The 20,956-nt window shown below is 42.5% G+C and carries 17 protein-coding genes; 2 read left to right on the plus strand and 15 right to left on the minus strand.

All coding sequences use genetic code 11. From position 1 onward, the window contains the following. Nucleotides 1–349: 349 nt before the first annotated feature. The 5 genes from bioD to HUK62_RS14275 form a co-directional block, all read right to left on the minus strand. Nucleotides 350–994 carry a dethiobiotin synthase gene (gene bioD, locus HUK62_RS14255; protein WP_176538187.1) on the minus strand — a complete coding sequence of 215 codons (645 nt, stop codon included), beginning with the start codon at nucleotides 992–994 and terminating at the stop codon, nucleotides 350–352. Beyond that, nucleotides 991–1,770, minus strand: a complete 780-nt coding sequence (bioC, locus tag HUK62_RS14260) for a malonyl-ACP O-methyltransferase BioC (RefSeq protein WP_176538188.1) — start codon at nucleotides 1,768–1,770, stop codon at nucleotides 991–993. The genes bioD and bioC overlap by 4 nt, the downstream gene beginning before the upstream one ends. A gap of 7 nt (nucleotides 1,771–1,777) precedes the next feature. Further along, nucleotides 1,778–2,935 carry an 8-amino-7-oxononanoate synthase gene (locus HUK62_RS14265; protein WP_176538189.1) on the minus strand — a complete coding sequence of 386 codons (1,158 nt, stop codon included), beginning with the start codon at nucleotides 2,933–2,935 and terminating at the stop codon, nucleotides 1,778–1,780. Beyond that, entirely contained in the window at nucleotides 2,932–4,251 is a 1,320-nt protein-coding gene (gene bioA, locus HUK62_RS14270; protein ID WP_176538190.1) for an adenosylmethionine--8-amino-7-oxononanoate transaminase, read from the minus strand. Before bioA ends, HUK62_RS14265 begins: the two co-directional genes overlap by 4 nt. Nucleotides 4,252–4,356: 105 nt before the next feature. After that, on the minus strand, nucleotides 4,357–5,103 hold the full coding sequence (locus HUK62_RS14275; RefSeq protein ID WP_126037709.1) for a hydrolase: 747 nt from the start codon (nucleotides 5,101–5,103) through the stop codon (nucleotides 4,357–4,359). 154 nt (nucleotides 5,104–5,257) lie between these two features. On the opposite strand from HUK62_RS14275, the gene HUK62_RS14280 reads away from it, so the two are divergent. Next, nucleotides 5,258–5,827, plus strand: coding sequence for a peroxiredoxin (locus HUK62_RS14280; RefSeq protein ID WP_176538191.1), 570 nt, complete (start codon nucleotides 5,258–5,260; stop codon nucleotides 5,825–5,827). A 98-nt stretch (nucleotides 5,828–5,925) separates the two neighbouring features. Here HUK62_RS14280 and bfr read toward each other — a convergent pair whose 3' ends face one another. The 5 genes from bfr to HUK62_RS14305 form a co-directional block, all read right to left on the minus strand. After that, a complete protein-coding gene (gene bfr, locus HUK62_RS14285) occupies nucleotides 5,926–6,390 on the minus strand; it encodes a bacterioferritin (protein WP_004695301.1) in 465 nt (154 codons plus the stop codon). 269 nt (nucleotides 6,391–6,659) lie between these two features. Then, nucleotides 6,660–8,291, minus strand: coding sequence for a PepSY-associated TM helix domain-containing protein (locus tag HUK62_RS14290; protein WP_176538192.1), 1,632 nt, complete (start codon nucleotides 8,289–8,291; stop codon nucleotides 6,660–6,662). A 3-nt stretch (nucleotides 8,292–8,294) separates the two neighbouring features. After that, nucleotides 8,295–8,588 (minus strand): hypothetical protein, encoded by a 294-nt coding sequence (locus tag HUK62_RS14295; protein ID WP_176538193.1) that lies wholly within the window; start codon nucleotides 8,586–8,588, stop codon nucleotides 8,295–8,297. Next, on the minus strand, nucleotides 8,554–8,844 hold the full coding sequence (locus tag HUK62_RS14300; protein WP_176538194.1) for a hypothetical protein: 291 nt from the start codon (nucleotides 8,842–8,844) through the stop codon (nucleotides 8,554–8,556). The genes HUK62_RS14295 and HUK62_RS14300 overlap by 35 nt, the downstream gene beginning before the upstream one ends. A gap of 73 nt (nucleotides 8,845–8,917) precedes the next feature. Beyond that, entirely contained in the window at nucleotides 8,918–11,059 is a 2,142-nt protein-coding gene (locus HUK62_RS14305) for a TonB-dependent receptor (RefSeq protein ID WP_176538195.1), read from the minus strand. Between the two features lie 274 nt (nucleotides 11,060–11,333). On the opposite strand from HUK62_RS14305, the gene HUK62_RS14310 reads away from it, so the two are divergent. Further along, a complete protein-coding gene (locus tag HUK62_RS14310) occupies nucleotides 11,334–12,401 on the plus strand; it encodes an aldehyde reductase (protein ID WP_176538196.1) in 1,068 nt (355 codons plus the stop codon). Between the two features lie 276 nt (nucleotides 12,402–12,677). On the opposite strand, the gene ligA is transcribed toward HUK62_RS14310, so the two are convergent. The 5 genes from ligA to HUK62_RS14335 form a co-directional block, all read right to left on the minus strand. Beyond that, complete coding sequence (ligA, locus tag HUK62_RS14315) at nucleotides 12,678–14,717, minus strand: NAD-dependent DNA ligase LigA (RefSeq protein ID WP_151835765.1); 2,040 nt, start codon at nucleotides 14,715–14,717, stop codon at nucleotides 12,678–12,680. 94 nt (nucleotides 14,718–14,811) lie between these two features. Beyond that, complete coding sequence (locus HUK62_RS14320) at nucleotides 14,812–15,807, minus strand: cell division protein ZipA C-terminal FtsZ-binding domain-containing protein (RefSeq protein WP_125280318.1); 996 nt, start codon at nucleotides 15,805–15,807, stop codon at nucleotides 14,812–14,814. Between the two features lie 4 nt (nucleotides 15,808–15,811). Then, a complete protein-coding gene (smc, locus tag HUK62_RS14325) occupies nucleotides 15,812–19,264 on the minus strand; it encodes a chromosome segregation protein SMC (protein WP_176538197.1) in 3,453 nt (1,150 codons plus the stop codon). Between the two features lie 10 nt (nucleotides 19,265–19,274). Beyond that, nucleotides 19,275–19,970: a GntR family transcriptional regulator gene (locus HUK62_RS14330; protein WP_004983028.1), complete on the minus strand. Its 696-nt coding sequence runs from the start codon at nucleotides 19,968–19,970 to the stop codon at nucleotides 19,275–19,277. A gap of 159 nt (nucleotides 19,971–20,129) precedes the next feature. Continuing rightward, entirely contained in the window at nucleotides 20,130–20,933 is an 804-nt protein-coding gene (locus HUK62_RS14335) for a sulfite exporter TauE/SafE family protein (protein ID WP_176538198.1), read from the minus strand. Nucleotides 20,934–20,956 lie beyond the last annotated feature (23 nt).

Below are 20,956 nucleotides of genomic sequence, written 5' to 3' on the forward strand. Positions count from 1 at the left end.
TACGACCAAGCTTCAAATATAACTTAGGTAAAACATCGATTTCTTTTTGAATAGTGGCCCTGCTCTTTATTCGCTTCAGACGATAAAAGTGAGGCCATACAGTTATCCCTCTGTCATTGCGCACACTATCGTTTTACTTCTTCGATGTCATTTGAATTATTTTTCTAGTCGATATTCATAAAAAACATTTTCGTCACTGCAAATCTTCATTTTTAGTTTGAGCGAAGTTCGGCTTGAAGATTTCCAAAATTTAGAAACAACTCATCCTCCCAGTGCAATATGATCATGCACGCTTTGGAAGAGGATGAGTTTTGCTCTTTTTCACATGTCAACAATAAAAGTAAAAAGATTACTTCAATACGGGAATGTCGATCCACAATGCTTGCGGAAAATGTGTCGCCAAATAAGCTTTTAAATAGCTCGCAGTATCTTTAGAAATGAGTTCATCTTGTGACTCATCATTTAAGTTATAGGCTAAAGCGTAAAGCTCTAAACCACGGCTTTTCAGTGCTTCTAAACTTAAAATCGTATGGTTAATACTGCCCAAACGCCCCGAACTCACCAAAATTACAGGCAGTTGCTTAGCTGCAATATAGTCAATGCTAAGCAAATCTGTGGTTAAAGGCACCATCAAACCACCCGCACCTTCTAACAACACCACCTCATATTTTTCAGCCAGCTGCTGAGTAGCACGCTCGATTTTTACAAAATCAATCTCACGACCATCAATTTTAGTCGCCAAATGTGGCGATGCAGGATAACTAAAAATTTCAGGCATGGTCAGCTTACTGTCATCTTCTGGAAACCAGCCCATATCCATAATTTTACGATGCTGTTCAATGTCTTCAGAAACATCAACATTGCCCGTTTGTACTAGCTTTTGGGTAATGGTTTTTTGGCCTTGTTCATTCCAAAGCTTGGCTAAGTAGCCCGTAGTATAGGTTTTCCCAATGCCTGTATCGATTCCACTGATAAAGTAAACTGATCCAGTCATGGCATTCTCCGTGCAATACAATAAATAGGGTGATAACTCAGGCGATAATGAATCTGTCCTAATGTATCGAGTTGTGAAAATTGTTGATAATCTTGATAAAAGCATTCGAGCGAGTGCTTGGTCCAACGAAAGCTCGATGCAGTTGCCGTGACACCAGTGGCTTTTAAATGTTGCAGTACCTGTTTCGGTGTCGCAAAGTCTAAGTACTCAATCTGTTCAGACAAATGCAGAACTTCAAAGCCTTGGTTTTGCAATTTTTCCCGTAGTTGATCGAGGTTGACATAATCTAAACCTTGCCCCGTTAAGATCTTAATCTCTTGTAAATTCCGCTCCCCAAAGGTGGAAAAACAAAACAGCCCTTGTGGAAGCAGACTGTCATTCGCTTTCTGAAAAACAGCATCAAGATTCGTCATCCACTGCAGTGCAGAGGTCGATACAATCAGTTCTAAATGAGCTGGAAAAACAAGCTGTTCAATATCGCCCAACAACCAGTCTATATTTGAATAACCCTGAAAGTGCTGCTGCACCTCGGCATATAAGTCATTCAGTAAATAGTGCTGAATTTGGAAATTTTTCAGCAATAGATGGCTTAAATTGCCTGAGCCACAACCAATTTCAAACACCCGCTCAAATTGCGTTTTAGTGGCATAACCTTGGATTAAATTAAAAAGCTGGCGTGCAATTTGTTTTTGCACAACCGCATGTTCACTGTAGCTTTGCCCTGCCTGAGCAAAGCGCAATGCGACTTGTGCTTTATCAATCTCTAAATTCTTCACGACTCACTCACAACAACTGAATCAACTGATCTAAATCAGTATGGCGAACTTGAGCGGTCAAGGAAATACGTAGTCTAGAACTGTGCTGCGGCACAGTCGGTGGTCGTACAGGCATAATATAAAAACCTGCTTGTTGCAAAGCTTTCGCCTTCTCTACCGTTTTGCTCGAATCACCGATGATCACAGGGACAATTTGAGACGTTGATGGACAATCAAAACCTTTGGCCTGAACCGCTTGCTGCAAGGTCTGACTGATACTGTGTAAATGCTGTCTTGAGGTCTTTAACTGCAAGACTTTTTGCAAGATAAAGTTGCTCCACGCCATGCAGATCGGCGGTTGTGCCGTACTAAAAATCAATGGGCGCATAGTATTGATGAGATAGTCTCGAATCACAGGATGACAAATCAGATAGCCGCCGATTGAAGCCATAGCCTTACCCAAAGCACCAACCAAAAAGTCGATCTCATCAATCACTTGATATTGCTCGGCACAGCCCAAACCTTGCTCACCACGCACACCGATACCATGTGCTTCGTCGACATAGAGCATGACTTTTTCAAACTGTTTTTTGATGCGGACCAATTCAGTCAAATCGGTTTCGTCACCATCCATACTAAAAATTGACTCGGTCACCACAATGATCCGCTCAAAAGTATCATCGGTATGATAATTGTGTAAAAGTTGAGTCAAATGTGCCAAGTCATTATGGCGATAACGTACCAACTTCGCTGTCGATAAACGAATACCATCAATCATGCTGGCATGGATTAATTTATCAGCCAGAATTAGGGTTTTACTGTCCGCTAACGCAGGTAAAATACCAATATTCATGTGATAGCCGCTGTTGAATACCAAAGCCGCTCGACCATGAAAAGCTTGACTTAGACTGGCCTCAAACTGTTCATATTCAGGAAAATTACCCGTCAATAAGCGTGAAGAAGCTGAACTCATCCAGCGCTGCGCATTCGGTGTTTCATCGAAAAACTGTTCACGTAATTCGATATTTGCAGCCAATCCTAGATAGTCATTCGATGCCAAATTCAACATCTCATGATCATGAATTCGAATCATCCGCCCTTGCTGCACATTGGACGTAAACTGGCGCAAATTGCCTTGCTGTTTAAGTACATCCAGTTGTGCTGCAAAATGTTCTACATGATTCATACAAAAGGCTCCTGCATCTGCACCACCACTTCAACCAATTGCTCAAGCAAGGTCTTGAGTTCCTGTGCGGTAATCACATAAGGGGGCATCACATAGACCAGTTTTCCAAAGGGTCGCACCCAAATACCACGGCGGACAAACTCCTGTTGTAAGGTCTTCATATCCACATTAAACGTCAGCTCAACCACACCAATAGCACCCAATACACGAACCTCGTGTACATATTCAAGTGACTGCAACGGGGTCAAGGCGGTACGAAGTTGTGTTTCAATGCGTTGAATATTGCTTTGCCAATCTTGTGAAATGAGGAGTTCTGTACTTTTCGCGGCCACCGCACACGCCAAGGGATTGGCCATAAACGTTGGGCCGTGCATAAATACGCCCGCTTCGCCTCGACTGATAGTTTCAGCAATATGCTTTGTGGTTAAGGTTGCTGACAAAGTCATATAGCCGCCTGTTAAACCTTTACCCATACACATAATGTCAGGTTCGACCTGTGCATGCTCCCAAGCAAAGAGTTTCCCCGTACGCCCAAAACCAGTCGCAATTTCATCAAAAATCAGTAAAACACCATATTTTTCACAGAGCAATTTGGCCTGTCGTAAATACTCAGGATGATAAAAACGCATCCCGCCTGCACCCTGAACAATCGGCTCAATAATCAGCGCGGCGATACTTTCATGCTGTGTAGCTAAGGTGTTTTCAAGCTCATGAATGTCCTCTTGATCCCATGCTGCATCAAAGGCAACTTGCGGTGCAGGAACAAAAATACGATTGGGTAAACTTGAGCCAAAAATTTGATGCATGCCTGTGACAGGGTCACAGACCGACATCGCATTCCATGTATCACCGTGGTAGCCCGAACGCGGGGTGACAAAATTGGTTTTGTCTTGTTTCCCAAGCGAAGTCCAATACTGAACTGCCATCTTTAATGCCACTTCAACCGCAACAGAACCTGAGTCTGCATAGAAAATTTTATCTAAACTTGGCGGGGTGATTTGCAACAGTAATTTGCCCAGTTGAATGGCGGGATCATGACTAAAACCACCAAACATAATATGCGACATGTTTTGCAGTTGGTCTGTCACGGCCTGATTCAGTTCAGGATGGTTATAGCCGTGTATGGTGCACCACCACGAAGACATTCCATCAATCAGCTGACGACCATCATCTAACTCAATGGTTGAGCCAAAGGCTTTTTTAACTTTAAAGGTGGGGAGCGGATTAGTCATCGAGGTATAAGGATGCCAAATATGTTCTCGATCAAATGCTAAGTCATCCAACTCACCATCCAATTTGGCATTGATCTCAGTCATCCTTAACTCCATATCGACTACAGTTACAGCAAAATTTCAATTTGACTGATCTTAAACCTGCGCGCATCAAAAAGAAATTGCGATATTCACCACTCAGCGAATTGTTTAATCCATTTTTTGTAAATATTGGCAGATTTTGTCAGTTACTTCATCGACATGGAAAACTGGAAGTCCATGTGAACCACTTAAAAGCATCGCATCTAAAAAATTTGCACCTAAAGCTTTTAAATTATCCAAGACTTTGTAGCTAACTAAAAAATCTTGTTTAGCCAGCAGATGGAGTTGATGCCCCGTATAATTGTGTAAGATCTCAACCGTATTTAAATGCTCTAAACAATTGAGTCCCTGTTTTAACAGATCTAAAGACTGAGGCTGAAGCAAACTTTGCAACTGCAAAAAATCTTGCTTGGTGGTTGCCGTCCCTTGGCACACCATAAATCCAAATTTCTTTAATGTTGCAATCGCGTCTGCTTCGAAGGATTGTTTAAAGTTTTGAAATGTCGCTGGACTCATCGCGGTTGCCCAGTTTTCATGCGCCACAAAGCACGGATTTGAAGCCAAAGTGATTAATACTTTTTGCTGTTGATACTGCTGTTCAACAGCCTCGACCAATAAAGTCGCCAGTTGTCCCCCCAAAGACCAGCCGATAATGACATCAAAATCTTTGGCTTGTTCAGCATATTGCTGCAACGCCTGTGTATCCAATCCATTAAAAATATTGATCAGCTCAACCGAATGACCTTTATGCTGCAAAGCATGAGCCAAAGGTTGCAGTAACTTGGTCCCACCACCCCAGCCCGTGATGAGTAAAATACGTTGATTCAATGCAGACTCTAAAACTGTAAATTTCAAACAGTATAAAACCTCAGACTCCGTTGCAAAGCAAGCCCTTTGAATGAACAGCAAATTTAAATAAATAATTCAAATTTGGACATGAGAATCTCAGCACTTTAGTGCCTTAAAATTTGCTAAGATCGATGGAATACATTTCTGGACAGCCTACACAATGAAAATAATGCAAATGGCAACGATTAGCTTAATTTCGCTAGGTAGTTTCTGTGCCATCAGTAATGCCACTTATGCAGCACCAGCTTTTTCAAGCGCTTCATCAGACCAAAAACAATGGGTAGGCAAGCCCGCACCGAGTTTTAAGTTACAAGATCAAAATGCCAAATGGCATGAGCTCAAACAATATCAAGGCAAATGGGTAGTGTTATATTTTTATCCGAAAGATGACTCGCCGGGCTGCACCCAAGAAGCCAATCAGTTCAAAGCACTCTACCCACAATTTAGCAAAAATAATGCGGTGGTCTTAGGCGTGAGTTTGGACGATGTACAGTCGCATCAAAAATTTTCTAAAAAGTTGGGACTGAATTTCCCTATTTTGGCTGATAACAATCATCAACTGGCAAATCAACTCGGCATCGTGCGGAACTTGGGCATCGCGAAAATTGCAAAACGTGAAACCTTTCTGATCGACCCACAAGGTACAGTGGTCTATCACTACAGCAGTGTGAATACCCAAACCCATGCAGGACAAGTATTAGCAGATATTCAAAAGTTCTCTAAAAAATAACCCATACAAAAAAGCCTTCGGACATTGATTCGAAGGCTTTTTGATTACTCAACATGTAAATACACATGCCACTTTTTACATAAAGTGGCAGGCATCTCTTACATTTGAGACTGAATATAATTTTGCAGACCAATCAATTCAATTAAACGTAATTGTTTTTCTAACCAATAGGTGTGGTCTTCTTCGGTATCTGACATTTGCTGACGTAACATGTCACGGGTAATGTAATCACCCTTTTCTTCACACAATTTTACACCTTGCGCTAATTTTTCACGTACATGATATTCAAGCTTTAAATCGGCTTTTAAGCATGAAACCACATCTTCACCAATTTCAACGTCATCACGTTGCATATTTGGTGTGCCTTCCAAAAACAAAACACGGCGAATAATCGCATCTGCATGTTGTGCTTCTTCTTGCATTTCATGATCGATACGCTCAAAGATTTTGCTCAAACCCCAATCTTCATACATACGTGAATGAATGAGGTATTGATCGCGTGCAGCCAATTCTCCACCGATCAACATATTTAAGTAGTCTACGACTTCAGGATTGCCACGCATTTCAAAATCTCCATTCTCTAATGCAACTATTATGGACACATTTAATTCACTTTGCAAAAGATAAATTATGTAAGTTTATGATTTTTATAAAATTAAAATGAGAAACATACGCATTTGCAGTATGAATCATCAAAATAATAGTTATAAAAGAAGCCTTTGCAAAACTTCATCGCTTTTACAAAGGCTTTTTAGGCTTGAACAGCCCTGTGCTTCATTTTGTAACCATTAAAAATGCTTCTTATTTCAGCCTTGGAACGGTATTCATTCTTTCACTTGTTCTGAGCAACGGACCAAAGAGAACCCACTTCTGCGGACTGTACTCGGGTCTGAGCTTGACGATAAAAACGGAAAAACAACCCAGCAAAAAGAAGAGCAAAGACGTCAACCCACCATAAAGAGGAAGAAGATGACCATAGCCCAATCTCAGGTAAGAGCAGTGCTATAGCAGAAGTCAAAAGCATGAGCAGTAAAACAACCACAATCGACAGCAGTAACGTTGGTAAAGCTCGTGCCGCACCCAGTACGAAGCTCAGCATTAAACTGAAGATAAAAATCGCATAATAGATATACATAAACCATGTGTTGATACTGTGTAGCTCAGGACTGAGTACATAGGCCCAACGCCCGATCAACATACTGATAACAATGCCAAAGACCGTTCCCAAACATGCCCCTATGGTTAAGTTTGCAATAAATTTCACATCCTTACGCTGCGTAGGAGGCGCTAAATTTGGATTTTTTTGTCGCTTTACACGCGATTCAATCCATAACAGATTACCTGAGTAAAATAAAAATGCTCCGCCCAGACCCAAGGCCAAATACAACCAACGGGTAAAATCTCCGCCATAGTTGCCAAAGTGCAAACTGAACATCGATCGAATCAGTTGATCTAGACCAGAACTTTGGGTATTTAAATTGGCTGTACTATAGGGTGCAGGCTGATAAGGATTGAAAAACATCACGTCGAAGTTATCACCGCGTAACATCTGATCTGGACTATATAAACTGACCCGTGCCGATGCCTTGGCGGGTTGGTCTAGATTGTTAAAGCTTACAGACGAGACCTCATAGCCCTGTGCTTGTTGCTGTACCTGTAAGAGTATTTTTTCAACATCCAGTTGAGGAACTGGATCTACAATCTGCACCGCAGCGGGACGTTCAAACAATGGTTTTCCTTTGGACACCAACTGCCCCAAGCCATCATAAAAGAGATCATGAAATGCAAAAACAATCACCGTCACACTAATCAAAATATGAAACGGTAAACTGGTAATGCCAATCACATTATGCGCATCGAGCCAAAAGCGTTTTTTGTTCTTACCTTGCCGTATCGCAAAATACTCTTTAACCAACGTCGGCAAGAGGATGATTAAACCTGTCATGAGCGCCAAAAAATATAAGACAGATACCACACCCATCACATAAACACCGAGTGTATGATGCCCAAGCATTCCCGGAATGCCTGCTGTTTCATGCAGCTGTTCAATCAACCAACCCAGTTTGGATAAGTTTTCTTGCTCAACCTGTAAAGTCCCATCTGGTTTCAGTGTTGCTAACATCGCGCTTTGATCGGTATAAAAGGCATGATCATCATGTACTTGACTTTGCGCAGGTTGCCACTGAATCGGGGCATAATGAAACTCTTTGGATTTTAAATTGATCTGAAAGCTTTTTTGAGCTGCAGGATAGCGCTGCTGTACCTGTGACACCAAATCGTTGTACTGATGGAATTCAACCGTATTTAAACTTTGTTGCGGTGGCGTTGCCCACTTACTCAAATCATGCTGAAACATACTCAGCCCACCTGCAAAAAAGCAAATGAACAAGAGAATGCCTGCGCAAATTCCTACCCACGTATGTAACTCTTTGGCCAGTCGGAGAATATCTGTACGTACCTTCATGCCCTATTCCCCTCTGAGCCAAAACACAAGTGTGTAAGCCACGATATTGAAAAACAGATAAATCACAATGGACTGCCATCCACGTGGAATAAAATAGGCCACGAAAAAGAGTGGAAACCAAATCCACGGAATCGACCACATCCCTAACTGTGGAGCAAGACTACGATACTCAGATTGCAGTCCCCACATTGTGATTAATGCAGCTAAAGCGAAAGCTAGGCTGAGTCCAAGAACTGCTCCTGCAAAGCTTTTCGTCCACCAGTCAGGTTGTATCTTTTGATCGCGTAGTAACCTCATGCGTCAAAGCCCCATGTAATAAAGGAATAAATGGTAGTGCTGACCACAACACCAATGGCATCAGTAACCACATCAACACCGCCACCAGTTTTGGTAATACCGCCAATAAAAGAACCAATGCCAAAAAAAAACCAATCCACCCGACCCAACGATACTTTTTCGCCACAGCCTGTTTAAGAACCGTTTGGTTAGGATGGGTCAAATACAGCAGCACACAACCACCACAGCACAGGAGTAAACCGAGAAATTTCATCATTGCGTTCAACTTAAATGAGACAGCATTCAGACATAAAAAAGCCCACTGCATCGCAATGGGCTGATCATAAAAATTAGAAATCGAAAGTGACGCCAAGTTTATAGGTACGTGCACCACCAACCGTTGCATAGTAAGAGTTGAACACACCTTCCCAGTATTTTTTATTAGTCACGTTATCTACATTGGCTAAGAAAGTCGTGTTTACACCACCCAGTTTTGTTTTATAGCGCGCACCAACATCAAGAATAGTATAGTCAGGAAGTTTATAGGTATTCAAACTATCTAAATATTGTTCACTAACATAGTTAGCCCGAGCATTAACATTTAAACCATCTACCACAGGTACGGCATAATCCAAACCTAATGAGGCAGTAAAGTCTGGTACACCATAAATCGTATTGCCTGAAATATCAGTGGTGCTTGTAGAACCTTTTGTATATTCAGCATCAATATAAGCCATGCTTCCCAGTAGACTTAAGTCGTCTGTCAAACTCCCTGAGAAGGACCATTCAATACCACGTGATCGACTTTCCCCACCATCTTCAGTGATCTGTGTATTACCATTAACCGCTGTCGCCAAAGCTGTTGTGATCAGAGTCGGTTTTTCAATTTGATAAAGCGCCAAGCTATTTAACCAAGAACCAGCTTGATACTTCGTCCCCACTTCATATTGCTTCGTTTCGTAAGGCTTAAACAGTTTTCCTTCATTCACATCCGCGGTAGAAGTTACTGAGTCTGCTTTTGATAAACCTTCAACATAACTTGCATAAAAAGATAAATTTTCTCCAAACGGTTTGATTACGATGCCTAAACTTGGTGAAAGCTTATTTTCATCGTATTTCACATCTGTAGTGAGACTTTCTAACTGCATATCTTGATAACGAGCACCCAAAATCAACTGCAATTTGTCATCCAACATTGAAATTTGATCCGTCAAGGTATAACTCATGAATTTATCATCTTCATAAGGTACAACTGTTGGATAGGTCGTTGGCATTGTCCCGTTCGAGTTAGGATTATAAAGATTCGTTGTAAATGATGAACTTGTCGCACGAGAGTGTTGATCGTATTCACGATGCACATAATCTGCACGTAACCCAAGGGTATGTTTAATGGCGCCTGTATTGAATTTAGTTTCAATACCCGTATTACCACTTAGGTTATTTTCTTTAGATGCGACTCGATAATACTGCGAAGTTGCATCACCTGCACTGTTCTGCAAGATCATACGCGTACCAAAAATATGCCCCGAATAACCTTTTTCAACATAACCCACACCTGCAAAAACCTTAGTATCAGGAGTGAATTTATATTCACCATTTAAGCCCGCATAACGGCTATAGGTTTCCCCATGAATTTGATCAAAGTAATTATTATCACCCTTTGGTGCAGCAACTACGCCTGTTTTTTGCATAGAGACCATTGCAGGTGAACCATTATCACGGTTTTCACGAATGGCATAAGCATCAAAGTTTAGTTTTAATTTATCGGTCGTATAGTCCGCTGCAATCGAACCAAGCGCTAAACGGTCATCCATACCTTCAATAAGATGCTCACCGTCTCCATATGTGCCGTTTACACGAACTCCGAATTGTTTTTGGTCACCAAAACGACGAGAAACATCCACATTGGTTTTATAATAACTCTCATCTTCTAATGACGTCGAAATACGTGTTAGATCTTGGTCGGCACGTTTAGAATTAGCAATCACTACTCCGCCAACGCTTCCTGCTGGTGCCATACCTGCAACCAAAGCATTCGGCCCTTTCAATACTGTCACCGATTCTAGTAAATCTGTTGGTATACGTCCCATAGGAGCTACAGCGTATAACCCGTTATAAGCCATATCATCATAGCCGACACTAAAACCACGAATTTGGAAGTTTTCGTTTAAATGACCTTGATTGGTCGTCGCACGAATACTGGCATCATTTTCTAAAACTTCCCCCACTGTAGATGCTTGTTGATCACGAATCAGTTGCTCTGTATAAGTAGAAACCGTAAATGGTGTATCAATCGCTGACTTATTCCCTAAAGCACCCAAGTTAGCCGCCTTCGCCAATTTACCATCGGCATAGCCTTGTTGTGATTGCGCTTCTGATTTTAAGGCAGGTAAAACTGAAACCTCCTCTGCAAAAGCAAGCTGTAAACAGCCTCCACCCATCATCAAAAGCCCAACAGAGCTTGCAAGAATTTTCTTAGAGAAGGATTTCATTTTAAACAACACTTATTTTTAATGAGAATCATTATTATATGTAAAATAATTATCATTATTTATTGTATTTTATCATTTGACTTATCTATCTGATCTAAAATACAAATTTAAGCTTACTTCGAAAAAATACGTTTTACTTGCTCATTTTCAATACAGTGTGGTGCAATATTATAAAATGACGTATAAGTCAGACACCTGTTCACCCCATAGGCAAAGACTTTCATGGCATTCACGTTTACACTAAGCCAATACTTAAAACAACAATGGGTAATCTATGACAAACTTAGCAACACAAGCACCGGTACTGGTTACAGGTGCATCGGGTTATATTGCCAGTTGGGTAATTCAAAAATTATTAACCCAAGGCTATACCGTTCATGCCACTGTCCGTGACCTGAACAAAACTCAAAGCTTCGCGCATTTATCTAAAATTGCAGACAGCAGTGCTGGAACACTCAAACTCTTTAAAGCCAATTTGCTCGAACCAAATTCATTTAGAGAAGCAATGCAGGGCTGTGAAATTGTGTTTCATATGGCCTCTCCTTTCGTTGTCACCAACTATAAAGATGCGGTGAAAGACATCATTGAACCTGCTGTTTTGGGTACAGAAAATGTCTTAAACACCGTGAATGAAACCGAGTCCGTTAAACGCGTCATTGTCACTTCGAGTATTGCGTCAACCTATGGCGATGCCGTGGATATTTTAAAAACCGATCATAATACTTTTGATGAAAGTCACTGGAATACCAGCAGTTCTGAGACCCATCAGCCTTATCCATATTCTAAAGTGATGGCTGAGCGTAAAGCTTGGGAAATTGCTGAGGCACAAGATCGTTGGCAGTTAGTATGCATTAACCCTGCGTTGGTCTTTGGCCGTTCATTGACACCAAATACACAGTCAGGCTCAATTGAGGTTTTACAACAGTTTACCAATGGTTTGACTTTAGCTGGTGTCCCACCTATGTGGAATGGTGTGGTCGATGTTCAAGATGTTGCTGAAGCGCACTTACAAGCAGCATTCAACCCAGAAGCAACAGGTCGTTACATCGTGAGTGGTGGAACTTTAAGTTTGCTTGAAATCGGTCAATTGCTTAAAGCACATTTTGGTTGGAAGTTTCCATTTCCACGAAATGAACTTCCCAAAGCAGCCTTTAAAGTAATTGGTCCATTCATTGGTTTTAGCCGCGAGTTTGTTGAATTGAATATGGGTTATCCGATTTATTTTGATGCGAACAAGAGCCAAAAAGAATTGGGCTTAGAGTATCGAGATGTCAAAGAGAGCTTGGTTGAGCACTTTCAACAATTGCTCGATGACGGTGTCATTAAGCAATATATTCCTTGAAATAAACAACCTAATTTTGACTTAAATATTTCTCCAGCTTATTGAAGAAATGATCTTGGCGGAGTCTTATCAATTTCTCACCCCATTTCATCATTAGCCTGCAGCTAGCCCTACTTTTGTTTCGGCAAAAGTAGGCAAAACCATTGTCATCTGCAAAACCTGACCACTTTTTGATGTATCAGAAATATGTCGCAGAAATATTATCTTACTTACACCACGCAGGTTGCAGATGACGTGCCCAAGTATCATATTTCTGATTTAACCTGAGTCAACAATCTAAGCCTCTAACTGACCATAATCTTTCATCAGTTGAATAAACTCAGCTTCATTAATCACAGCAATCCCAAGCTTCTCCGCTTTATCCAGCTTTGAACCTGCTTTTTCACCTGCAACAACACACTTGGTTTTACTCGACACACTACCACTCACACGTGCGCCCAGTGCTTGTAGGAGCTGTGTTGCTTCATCACGCCCCATCGTACTGAGTGTACCCGTCACGACCCAACTTTCTCCATTTAGAGGCTGGCGACTTGGTGCCACAGGTGCATCCCAGTGAATACCTGCCGCCAATAATCGGTCTAAAACTTCAAGATTATGTGGTGCTTGGAAAAAATCGACAATCCACTCTGCCGTGATATCCCCCACATCTGGGGTTTTCTTTAAAGCTTCAATGTCTGCGACACGTAGCGCATCTAAAGTTTGGAAGGTATTGGCCAACATACGCGCTGTGGTTTCACCCACCCCACGAATCCCCAGTGCATAAATAAATGCAGCCAAAGTAGTTTTCTTGCTATTTTCAATCGAATCAATCAAGTTCTGAACGGACTTCTCACCCATTTTTTCAATGGTTAATAGCTTTTCTCGGTGCTCATGTAGATGATAAATATCAGCCACATCTTTAAGCAGATCAAGATGTAACAATGATTCGACCCAACGATCCCCCAACCCTTCAATATCAAGCGCTTTACGTGATACGAAGTGACGAATTGCCTCGATACGTTGTGCGGCACAATACAAACCACCAGAACAACGCGCTAAAGCTTCACCTTCGGGCATCACCACAGGTGATTCACACACGGGACATTGGCTCGGGAGTTCAACTTCAGTGGCATCGACAGGACGGAACTCAGGCCACACTTTTTCCACTTTGGGAATCACATCACCACTACGGTAAACACTGACGGTATCGCCAATTCGCACATCTAGGCGGTGGATTTCTCCAATATTATGCAAGGTCACATTTGAAACAGTCACGCCGCCCACAGCAACAGGATTCAACCGCGCCACAGGTGTGAGTGTACCTGTACGCCCCACTTGCCAGTCAATATTTTCAACCGTGGTAAGCGCAGCCACTGCAGGGAATTTATAAGCCGTTGCCCAACGTGGTTCACGACTTAAAAAACCGAGCTGTTGCTGTTGTTTGAGGCTGTTGACCTTAATCACCATGCCGTCAATTTCCACACTCAATTGTGGTCGTTCCGCATTGATTTGCTCATAAACCGCTTGAACTTCTTGAATACTATCGCAGACAAAATGACGCTCACCAACTGCAAAACCAAACTGTTGCAACCACTCTAGACTTTCCGACATGGTGCTTTGACCATGATTGGGTTCACACTGCGCAATACCATAAGCATAAAATGCGAGTGGACGCGAAGCCGCAATATTCGGGTCTAACTGACGTAGACTTCCAGCTGCGGCGTTACGTGGGTTAGCAAAAGTCTTCTCACCTTTGGCTTCATTTTCTGCATTGAGCTTTTCAAATCCTGCTTTAGGCATCAAAACTTCGCCACGAACTTCCAGTAGCGTAGGTACTTCGCCCTGATTTGTGGTCAACACCTTCGGCAAGTTACGAATGGTTTTGACGTTCTGGGTAATGTCTTCCCCTGTCTCACCATCACCACGCGTCACCCCACGAACCAGCACCCCCTGTTCATACCACAGTGAAATCGCAAGACCATCAAACTTCAGTTCGACATCATATTGAATCGTTTGATTCGGCAAACGTTCTTCTGCACGGCGTGCAAAAGCAAAGAGTTCTTCTTGATTAAATACATTGCCTAAAGACAGCATCGGTACCACATGGGTCACGCTCGTAAACTTCGCCAAAGGTTTAGCACCGACTTTATTGATCGGGCTATCTGGCTGAATATACTCAGGGTATTGTTCTTCTAAAGCTTTCAGTTGATGAAAGAGCTGATCATATTCACTGTCTAAAATGGTCGGCTGATCCATCACATAATAAGCATGATTATGCTGTGCCAAAATTTGGATCAGTTGACGCATTTGCGCAACGACAGTCGAAGTTTGAGTCATAATTTCACCATAAAAAAGGGCGGTCTTTGTTCCGCCCTAAAAATTGTATTTCTACTGTCTATTATAGAAATCGTTACCGTTGCTTTCAATCAGATTAAGCGTCGATTGCTTGTCCAGCACGGTAATCAATCGCCAAGTGGCGCCAATGCTCTCGCAGTTGTGGCGTGAACTCTTGGTTGTTTTGGTCATAAACTGTTCCATCGATTTCACGAGCAATTAAACGTGAAATACTGTCCATGGTGTCAAAGGCATTTTGGACATCACGGTGTGGTAAGGCCAAGAAAAATGCCAAGCCTTTAATTGGATCGGTCGACAGATTTTCCAAGTCAAAACCATCCATGCCTGTATCGGTAATTTGCAACACAGAGAACAGTAACTTAGTTCCATCTTCGTTATAGCGATGGAAACAAGACATTTCGCCAAAACGTAAACCATACTTCATTAAAACTTTTAAAGTTTTCTCACCAGACAATGCACGACGTTCAGGATAAACATTCAGGGCAATAAACGACTCTGCTGTGGCTAAGGCACTTTCATCATCGACAATTTTTTGCTCATACAAATGTGCATCTAAAATGCTGCTTTCATCGTCAAACTCTGAAATTTCGGCTTTTTCGACATTGGCATTTAAACTAAATTCAGCTTTATCCGCTTTTGCTTGGTCATCAACAAGCGAGGAGCTTGCGCTTTCAGTCGTTAATTCCGTTGCATCTGCTACAGCATTTTCAGGAGCGACTGAGTCTACTGCTTTATTTTCTACCTCAGCTGACGCATCCAAACTTGGTTCAGTACTGCTGCTTTCGAGCACACTGTCTGCATCCAAAGCTTTCGGTTCGGCTTTTTCAGACAGTGTCTCTTCTACAGAGTTTTCGTTTAAAGTCGGCTCTTTACGTTCAGCCTCTTCAACTGATGCCGTTTGCAGTTGATCACGTACGTGACGCGGGATAATCGGTTTTTGACTGTCAGCATCGATATGCAATGCGGACTCAAGTGAAGGCGCTGCATCTGCCGGCTTTCGAAAAATCATTCGAACCCCAAACAGCATAATGATCACTGCTATGACGATACCAATAATTGTTGTGTATTCCATCTTATTAGGCCTCCGCGACTAAACCGTATTCTTTTGCCTGTTCTAAATTTACAGTCACTAATTTTGATGTTCCCGGTTCAGGCATCGTAACACCTAACAAGTCGGTCGCCATCGTCATTGCGAGTTTATTATGGGTAATGTAAATGAATTGCACCTGTTCAGAAAGCTCTTTTACAAGATTACAAAATCTTCCCACGTTCGCATCATCCAAAGGCGCATCAACTTCATCCAAAACACAAAATGGCGATGGATTGAGGCGGAAAATCGCAAACACCAAAGCCAATGCGGTCAGGGCTTTTTCTCCCCCTGAAAGTAGCGCCAAAGAGCTATTGCGTTTGCCTGGTGGACGGGCCATGAGTTTAACTCCAGATTGCCAGTCATCTTCCAAAGTCAGACTCGCTTCTCCACCATTGAAAACTTTCGGGAACAGATCTTGTAGTTCGGTATTGACCCGATCAAAAGTGCTCATGAACAGTTTACGGGTTTCTTGGTCAATACTTTTCATTGCAGCACGTAACTGCTCAACGGTATTTTCCAAATCCTGAATTTGATGGCTCAACTCTTCAAAACGTTTTGATACTTCTTCATATTCTTCTGAAGCAGCCAAATTGACTGCACCCAATTTCTCAAACTGCTGCTGCGCTTTTTCCAAAATCTGTTGATGGCTGCTGATCTCAATACTCAAACCCACAATAGGTTCAACATTCATTTCTTTCAGCTGTTCAGAATAATGTTGTAAGTCTGACTTTGCCGCTTGCCACGCCAAACGTTTCTCTTCTAACTGGGTTCTTAGCTTTTCATCTTGTTGTTGCTGATGATGACGGTGTTCGGTCAAACTCTGCTGACGCTCTTGCACTGCATTCAGCTCAACTTGCCATTCAGACCATGTTTTTTGCAGCTTTTCAGTAATCTGTGCTTGTTCGCTGAACTGGCTTTCTAAGGCAGGCAGCTCAAGTTGTACAGGGTCAATAAACTTTTTGGCCTGCTCCATCTGCGACAAAATTTGCTGATACTCCGCTTTTAAGAAAGTACTGTCTTTTTCTAACAGTTCAATCTGCTGTGTGGTTTGCACCGCCTGACGACGCACCATTTCAAGTGCTTGCCAAACCTGCTGCGCCTGCTGCTGGCTATCATCCAGTTGCTCAGTCAAAGACTCCACTTGGAACTGCATGCTTTTGTAGTTTGGCAAGTTTTGCTCGAGCTTAATATTCAATGCATGCAGATCAATCTCTAGATCATCTTTTTGCATGGCATCTTCTTCAAGCTGACTGTCTAGCTGCACCAGTTGATTGGCCAATTGTTGCTTTTGCACTTCAAAAGCTTGGTTGGTACTTTGCACTTTGGCAATATTCAAATCAATCTGCTGCGTCGCTTGAACTTCTTTTTTCAACAGTTGTTGATCGGCTTTTAACTGTTCATCCACCGCTTGGACTTGAGTACGAAGCTCGGTAGTTTTCGTTTCAAGCTGAGTCAGAAGTCCCGTTTTTTCAGCAAGACTCTGTTCAATTTCATCTAAACGAATTCGATGACTTAACGCACCCTGTCCAGCTTGGCTCGCTTCGTCATAATCCAAACCAATCACCCAGTCCATGCCGACATGATAACCGTCTAAACTCAGAAGAGACTGACCATCTTTCAATTGCTTTTGCAGAGCCAAGGCTTGTTTTAAGTTGGTGGTCACCCCCACCTGCTGCCACAAAGAGGATTGTGGCGATTCAATCCAACTGGCTAGGCTATCGCAACCTGCAATTTCGATCAGCTCAACATGCGGCTGAGGCGTTAACTGACGTGCAACGGCATCAGTGAATGCATCTCTGTTTTCCAAACAATGCGCTGAAAGCCATTTGGCTAAGAATTTTTCGACCAGCGCGGCATGGGTTTTAGCTGCATCTTTAAGCTGCAGCACATGCATCAACTGTGGATGATCACTATTTTTTAAGGCACTGACTTTGACCAGAAGCTGCTTGAGATGCTTCTGTTCGGCACTTAAGACCTGTATATCTGCTTTGTGCTGATTCAACTCAGTTTGAGCAGTTTGATGTTGGATACGCAAATCATCCAGCTGCAACTGCACCTCAATGATACTTTGCTCACGTTGTAACTGCTGTGCCTCAGCATCTTGCTTGGCATGTAACAGTTGATCGATCGCATCCAACTGGCTTTGGTTTTGAATTTGCGCCGCTTGCTGCTCTAAAATCTGCTTTTGCTGTTCAAAGCGTAAAATATTTTTGGCCAACTGTTCACTTTGCGCCAACATTTGCGTTTTTTGTTGCTGCTGTTTTTCTACCAAACTTTTGACTTGTTCAAACTGTTGAAGCAACTGTTGCTGCTGTGCTTTTAAATCCGTTAAACCTTGGCTTTGCTGTTGGTTTTGACTTTCTTGCTGTTGTAACTGTTCGGTATGAAGCTCATTTTGTTCGTGCAAACTTTCCAGTTGCAGCTCGATCAGTTGCATCCGTTCTTTGGTTTGCGCCTTCTGCTGTTCAAGCTGTGCCAAAGTAGTGGTGTTTTGCTGGAACAGGCTCTGCTTTTGTTCCAAAGTCATTTTCAACTCAGCCAGCTTTTTCTCTGCCTGTTGCCACTCACTCTGTAGTGGCGTGGACTGCTGAATCAGGCGTTGAAATAGCTCACTGGTTGACGTCAAATCATGCTCTAAAGTCGTTAACTCTGAACGCACCAACTTGAACTGATCGCCCAAATCATTCATGTGCAACGTATATTCTTGCTGTAAACGGCTGCTTTGTTCACATTGAAAAGATAAAACTTCGACTTTAATGGTGCGAATTTGGCTTTCCAGTGTTTTGTACTGAATTGCGGTTTCAGCTTGACGTTTTAAAGTTTTTAACTGTGATCTTAACTCGGAGGCAATATCTTCTAAACGCGATAAATTTTGCGTAGTGTGATCCAAATGCAATAGAGTTTCACGGCGACGTGCTTGATAACGCGAAACTCCTGCGGCTTCCTCAATAAAAACCCGCATTTCTTCAGGTTTCGCATCGACCAAACGGTTGATCATGCCCTGTTCAATAATCGAATAAGAACGTGGCCCTAAACCTGTGCCTAAGAATATATCGGTAATGTCCCGACGACGGCACTTAGTACCATTTAAAAAGTATTCAGACTTGCCATCGCGGTTGACCTGACGTTTGACCGCCAGTTCTGTATAGGCATTATAGCTACCGCCTAACTTGCCATAAGTGTTGTCAAAACGCAGTTCTACACTGGCGACACTGACGGGTTTGCGCTTTGCCGTGCCTGTAAAAATGACATCCTGCATGCTACCGCCACGCAACTGACGCGCACTGGATTCGCCCATGACCCAGCGAATAGCATCGATCACATTGGATTTACCACAACCGTTCGGCCCAACCACTGCCGTTCGGTTATCTTTAAAGTGTAATGTGGTACTGTCGGCAAAAGATTTGAAGCCGGAAAGTTTTAAACTGCTTAAACGCATAATGTCCTGACTAACGTCGTGAGCGTCTCGCCCACGCAAGTTCAATTTGTTTCATTCGGGTCAGAGATTCCAACACCAAGTTACGTAAGTGTCGACAAAAATCTTCCATAAATAAAGTAGCTTGTTGTGATTTTCTGATTAAAACCGCATCAGTCACCAGTTTAAATAAATCATAAGATTCTTGTAACTCTCTACGCGAAGTATTTAAGGTTAAAAAATAGCTCCGCCGTATCGAGGGTAACAGTTCTTGGTAAAACTTCATCAAATAAGCATTGCCCACCATTTCATGCTGGCGCGCCAATCCTTCAAAAATCAAATCATAAAATTTTTCGATACTGCCCTGTTTCAGCTGATTCCCCAACTCATCCAATAAAAGCTGTAAACGTTCCGCTTCATAGCTGCGCCATGTCTCCGCTATGCGTTGCACAATTTGCCCCAACAGCAGACTACTGGTGTCAAACAAGGCGCGCACTTGTTGAGCCGACATTTCAGAAACGATGGCACCACGGCGGGGGTAGATTTCAATCAGATGTGTACGTTCAAGCAGTAACAAGGCCTCACGCACCGAGCCGCGACTCACATCCAGTTCAGCGGCAATACGTAATTCTTGTATGCGCTCACCTTCGACCAACTCACCGCGAATGATTTGTTCACTGATGTGCTTGGCAATTTGTTCGGACAAACTCTCTGTATCATGTGCTTGCATACTGTTCCTAACTTGTTTTTATAAGATGCAATCCATGGTCTTTAGTGACCTATTTTTAGGTTTTACCCGATCTTAAACGCTAAACACTATGTCATTGTCTAACAATTTTACCGTCTATAATGCCAATCAACAGCAACGCACACAATATTATCAAAGAAATTAAGAACTAAAACCTTGATAAATAAAATATAAACCAACAACCACCAACAAACCCGCAAAACACTTTTTCAACATCGCAGGCGATAAAAGATGCGCCACTTTCGCACCAAACTTCGCGGTAATAAAACTCATGACCGCAATCCCGAAAAAGGCATAGACATGAATATAACCAATGGTATTCGGTACATTCACTTCAGCCCGATGCCCGAACCACATAAAACCTAAAGCTCCAGCCACTGCAATTGGTAAGCCACAAGCAGCTGACGTCGCTACCGCTTTTTGCATAACCACACCATGACGGTTTAAGTACGGCACCGTCAAACTTCCCCCACCAATGCCAAAGATCGCAGAAGCTACACCTATGCCAGCACCGACAAATAACTGTTTGCCTGTAGACGGCAACTGACGCGATGGATCGACCTCAACATGTGCGCCACTAAACATTTTGTACGCCACCCATACCGCAAAAAAACCGATCAGCAGTTGTAAGCCATGTCCTGACATATAGTCTGCAATGCCCGCACCTAAAAAAGCGCCCATGACTAGACCTGGGGCCAAATTGCAAAACACAGACCATAACACTGCCCCGCGTTTATGATGTGCACTCACGGAACTCATTGACGTGACAATAATGGTCGCCAGTGATGTACCAACCGCCATATGCATAATGACACTCGGGTCATAGTTTAGATGAGTAAACACCACATATAAAATCGGGATGATAATCAGTCCACCACCGACCCCAAATAGCCCCGCAGCAAAACCAGCGATTGCGCCAATCAGTGAATATATGATTAACTCCATGATCATTTTTCACTTTTCTCAGA

It is taken from the genome of Acinetobacter sp. NEB 394, from assembly GCF_013374795.1.
Taxonomy (GTDB): domain Bacteria; phylum Pseudomonadota; class Gammaproteobacteria; order Pseudomonadales; family Moraxellaceae; genus Acinetobacter; species Acinetobacter johnsonii.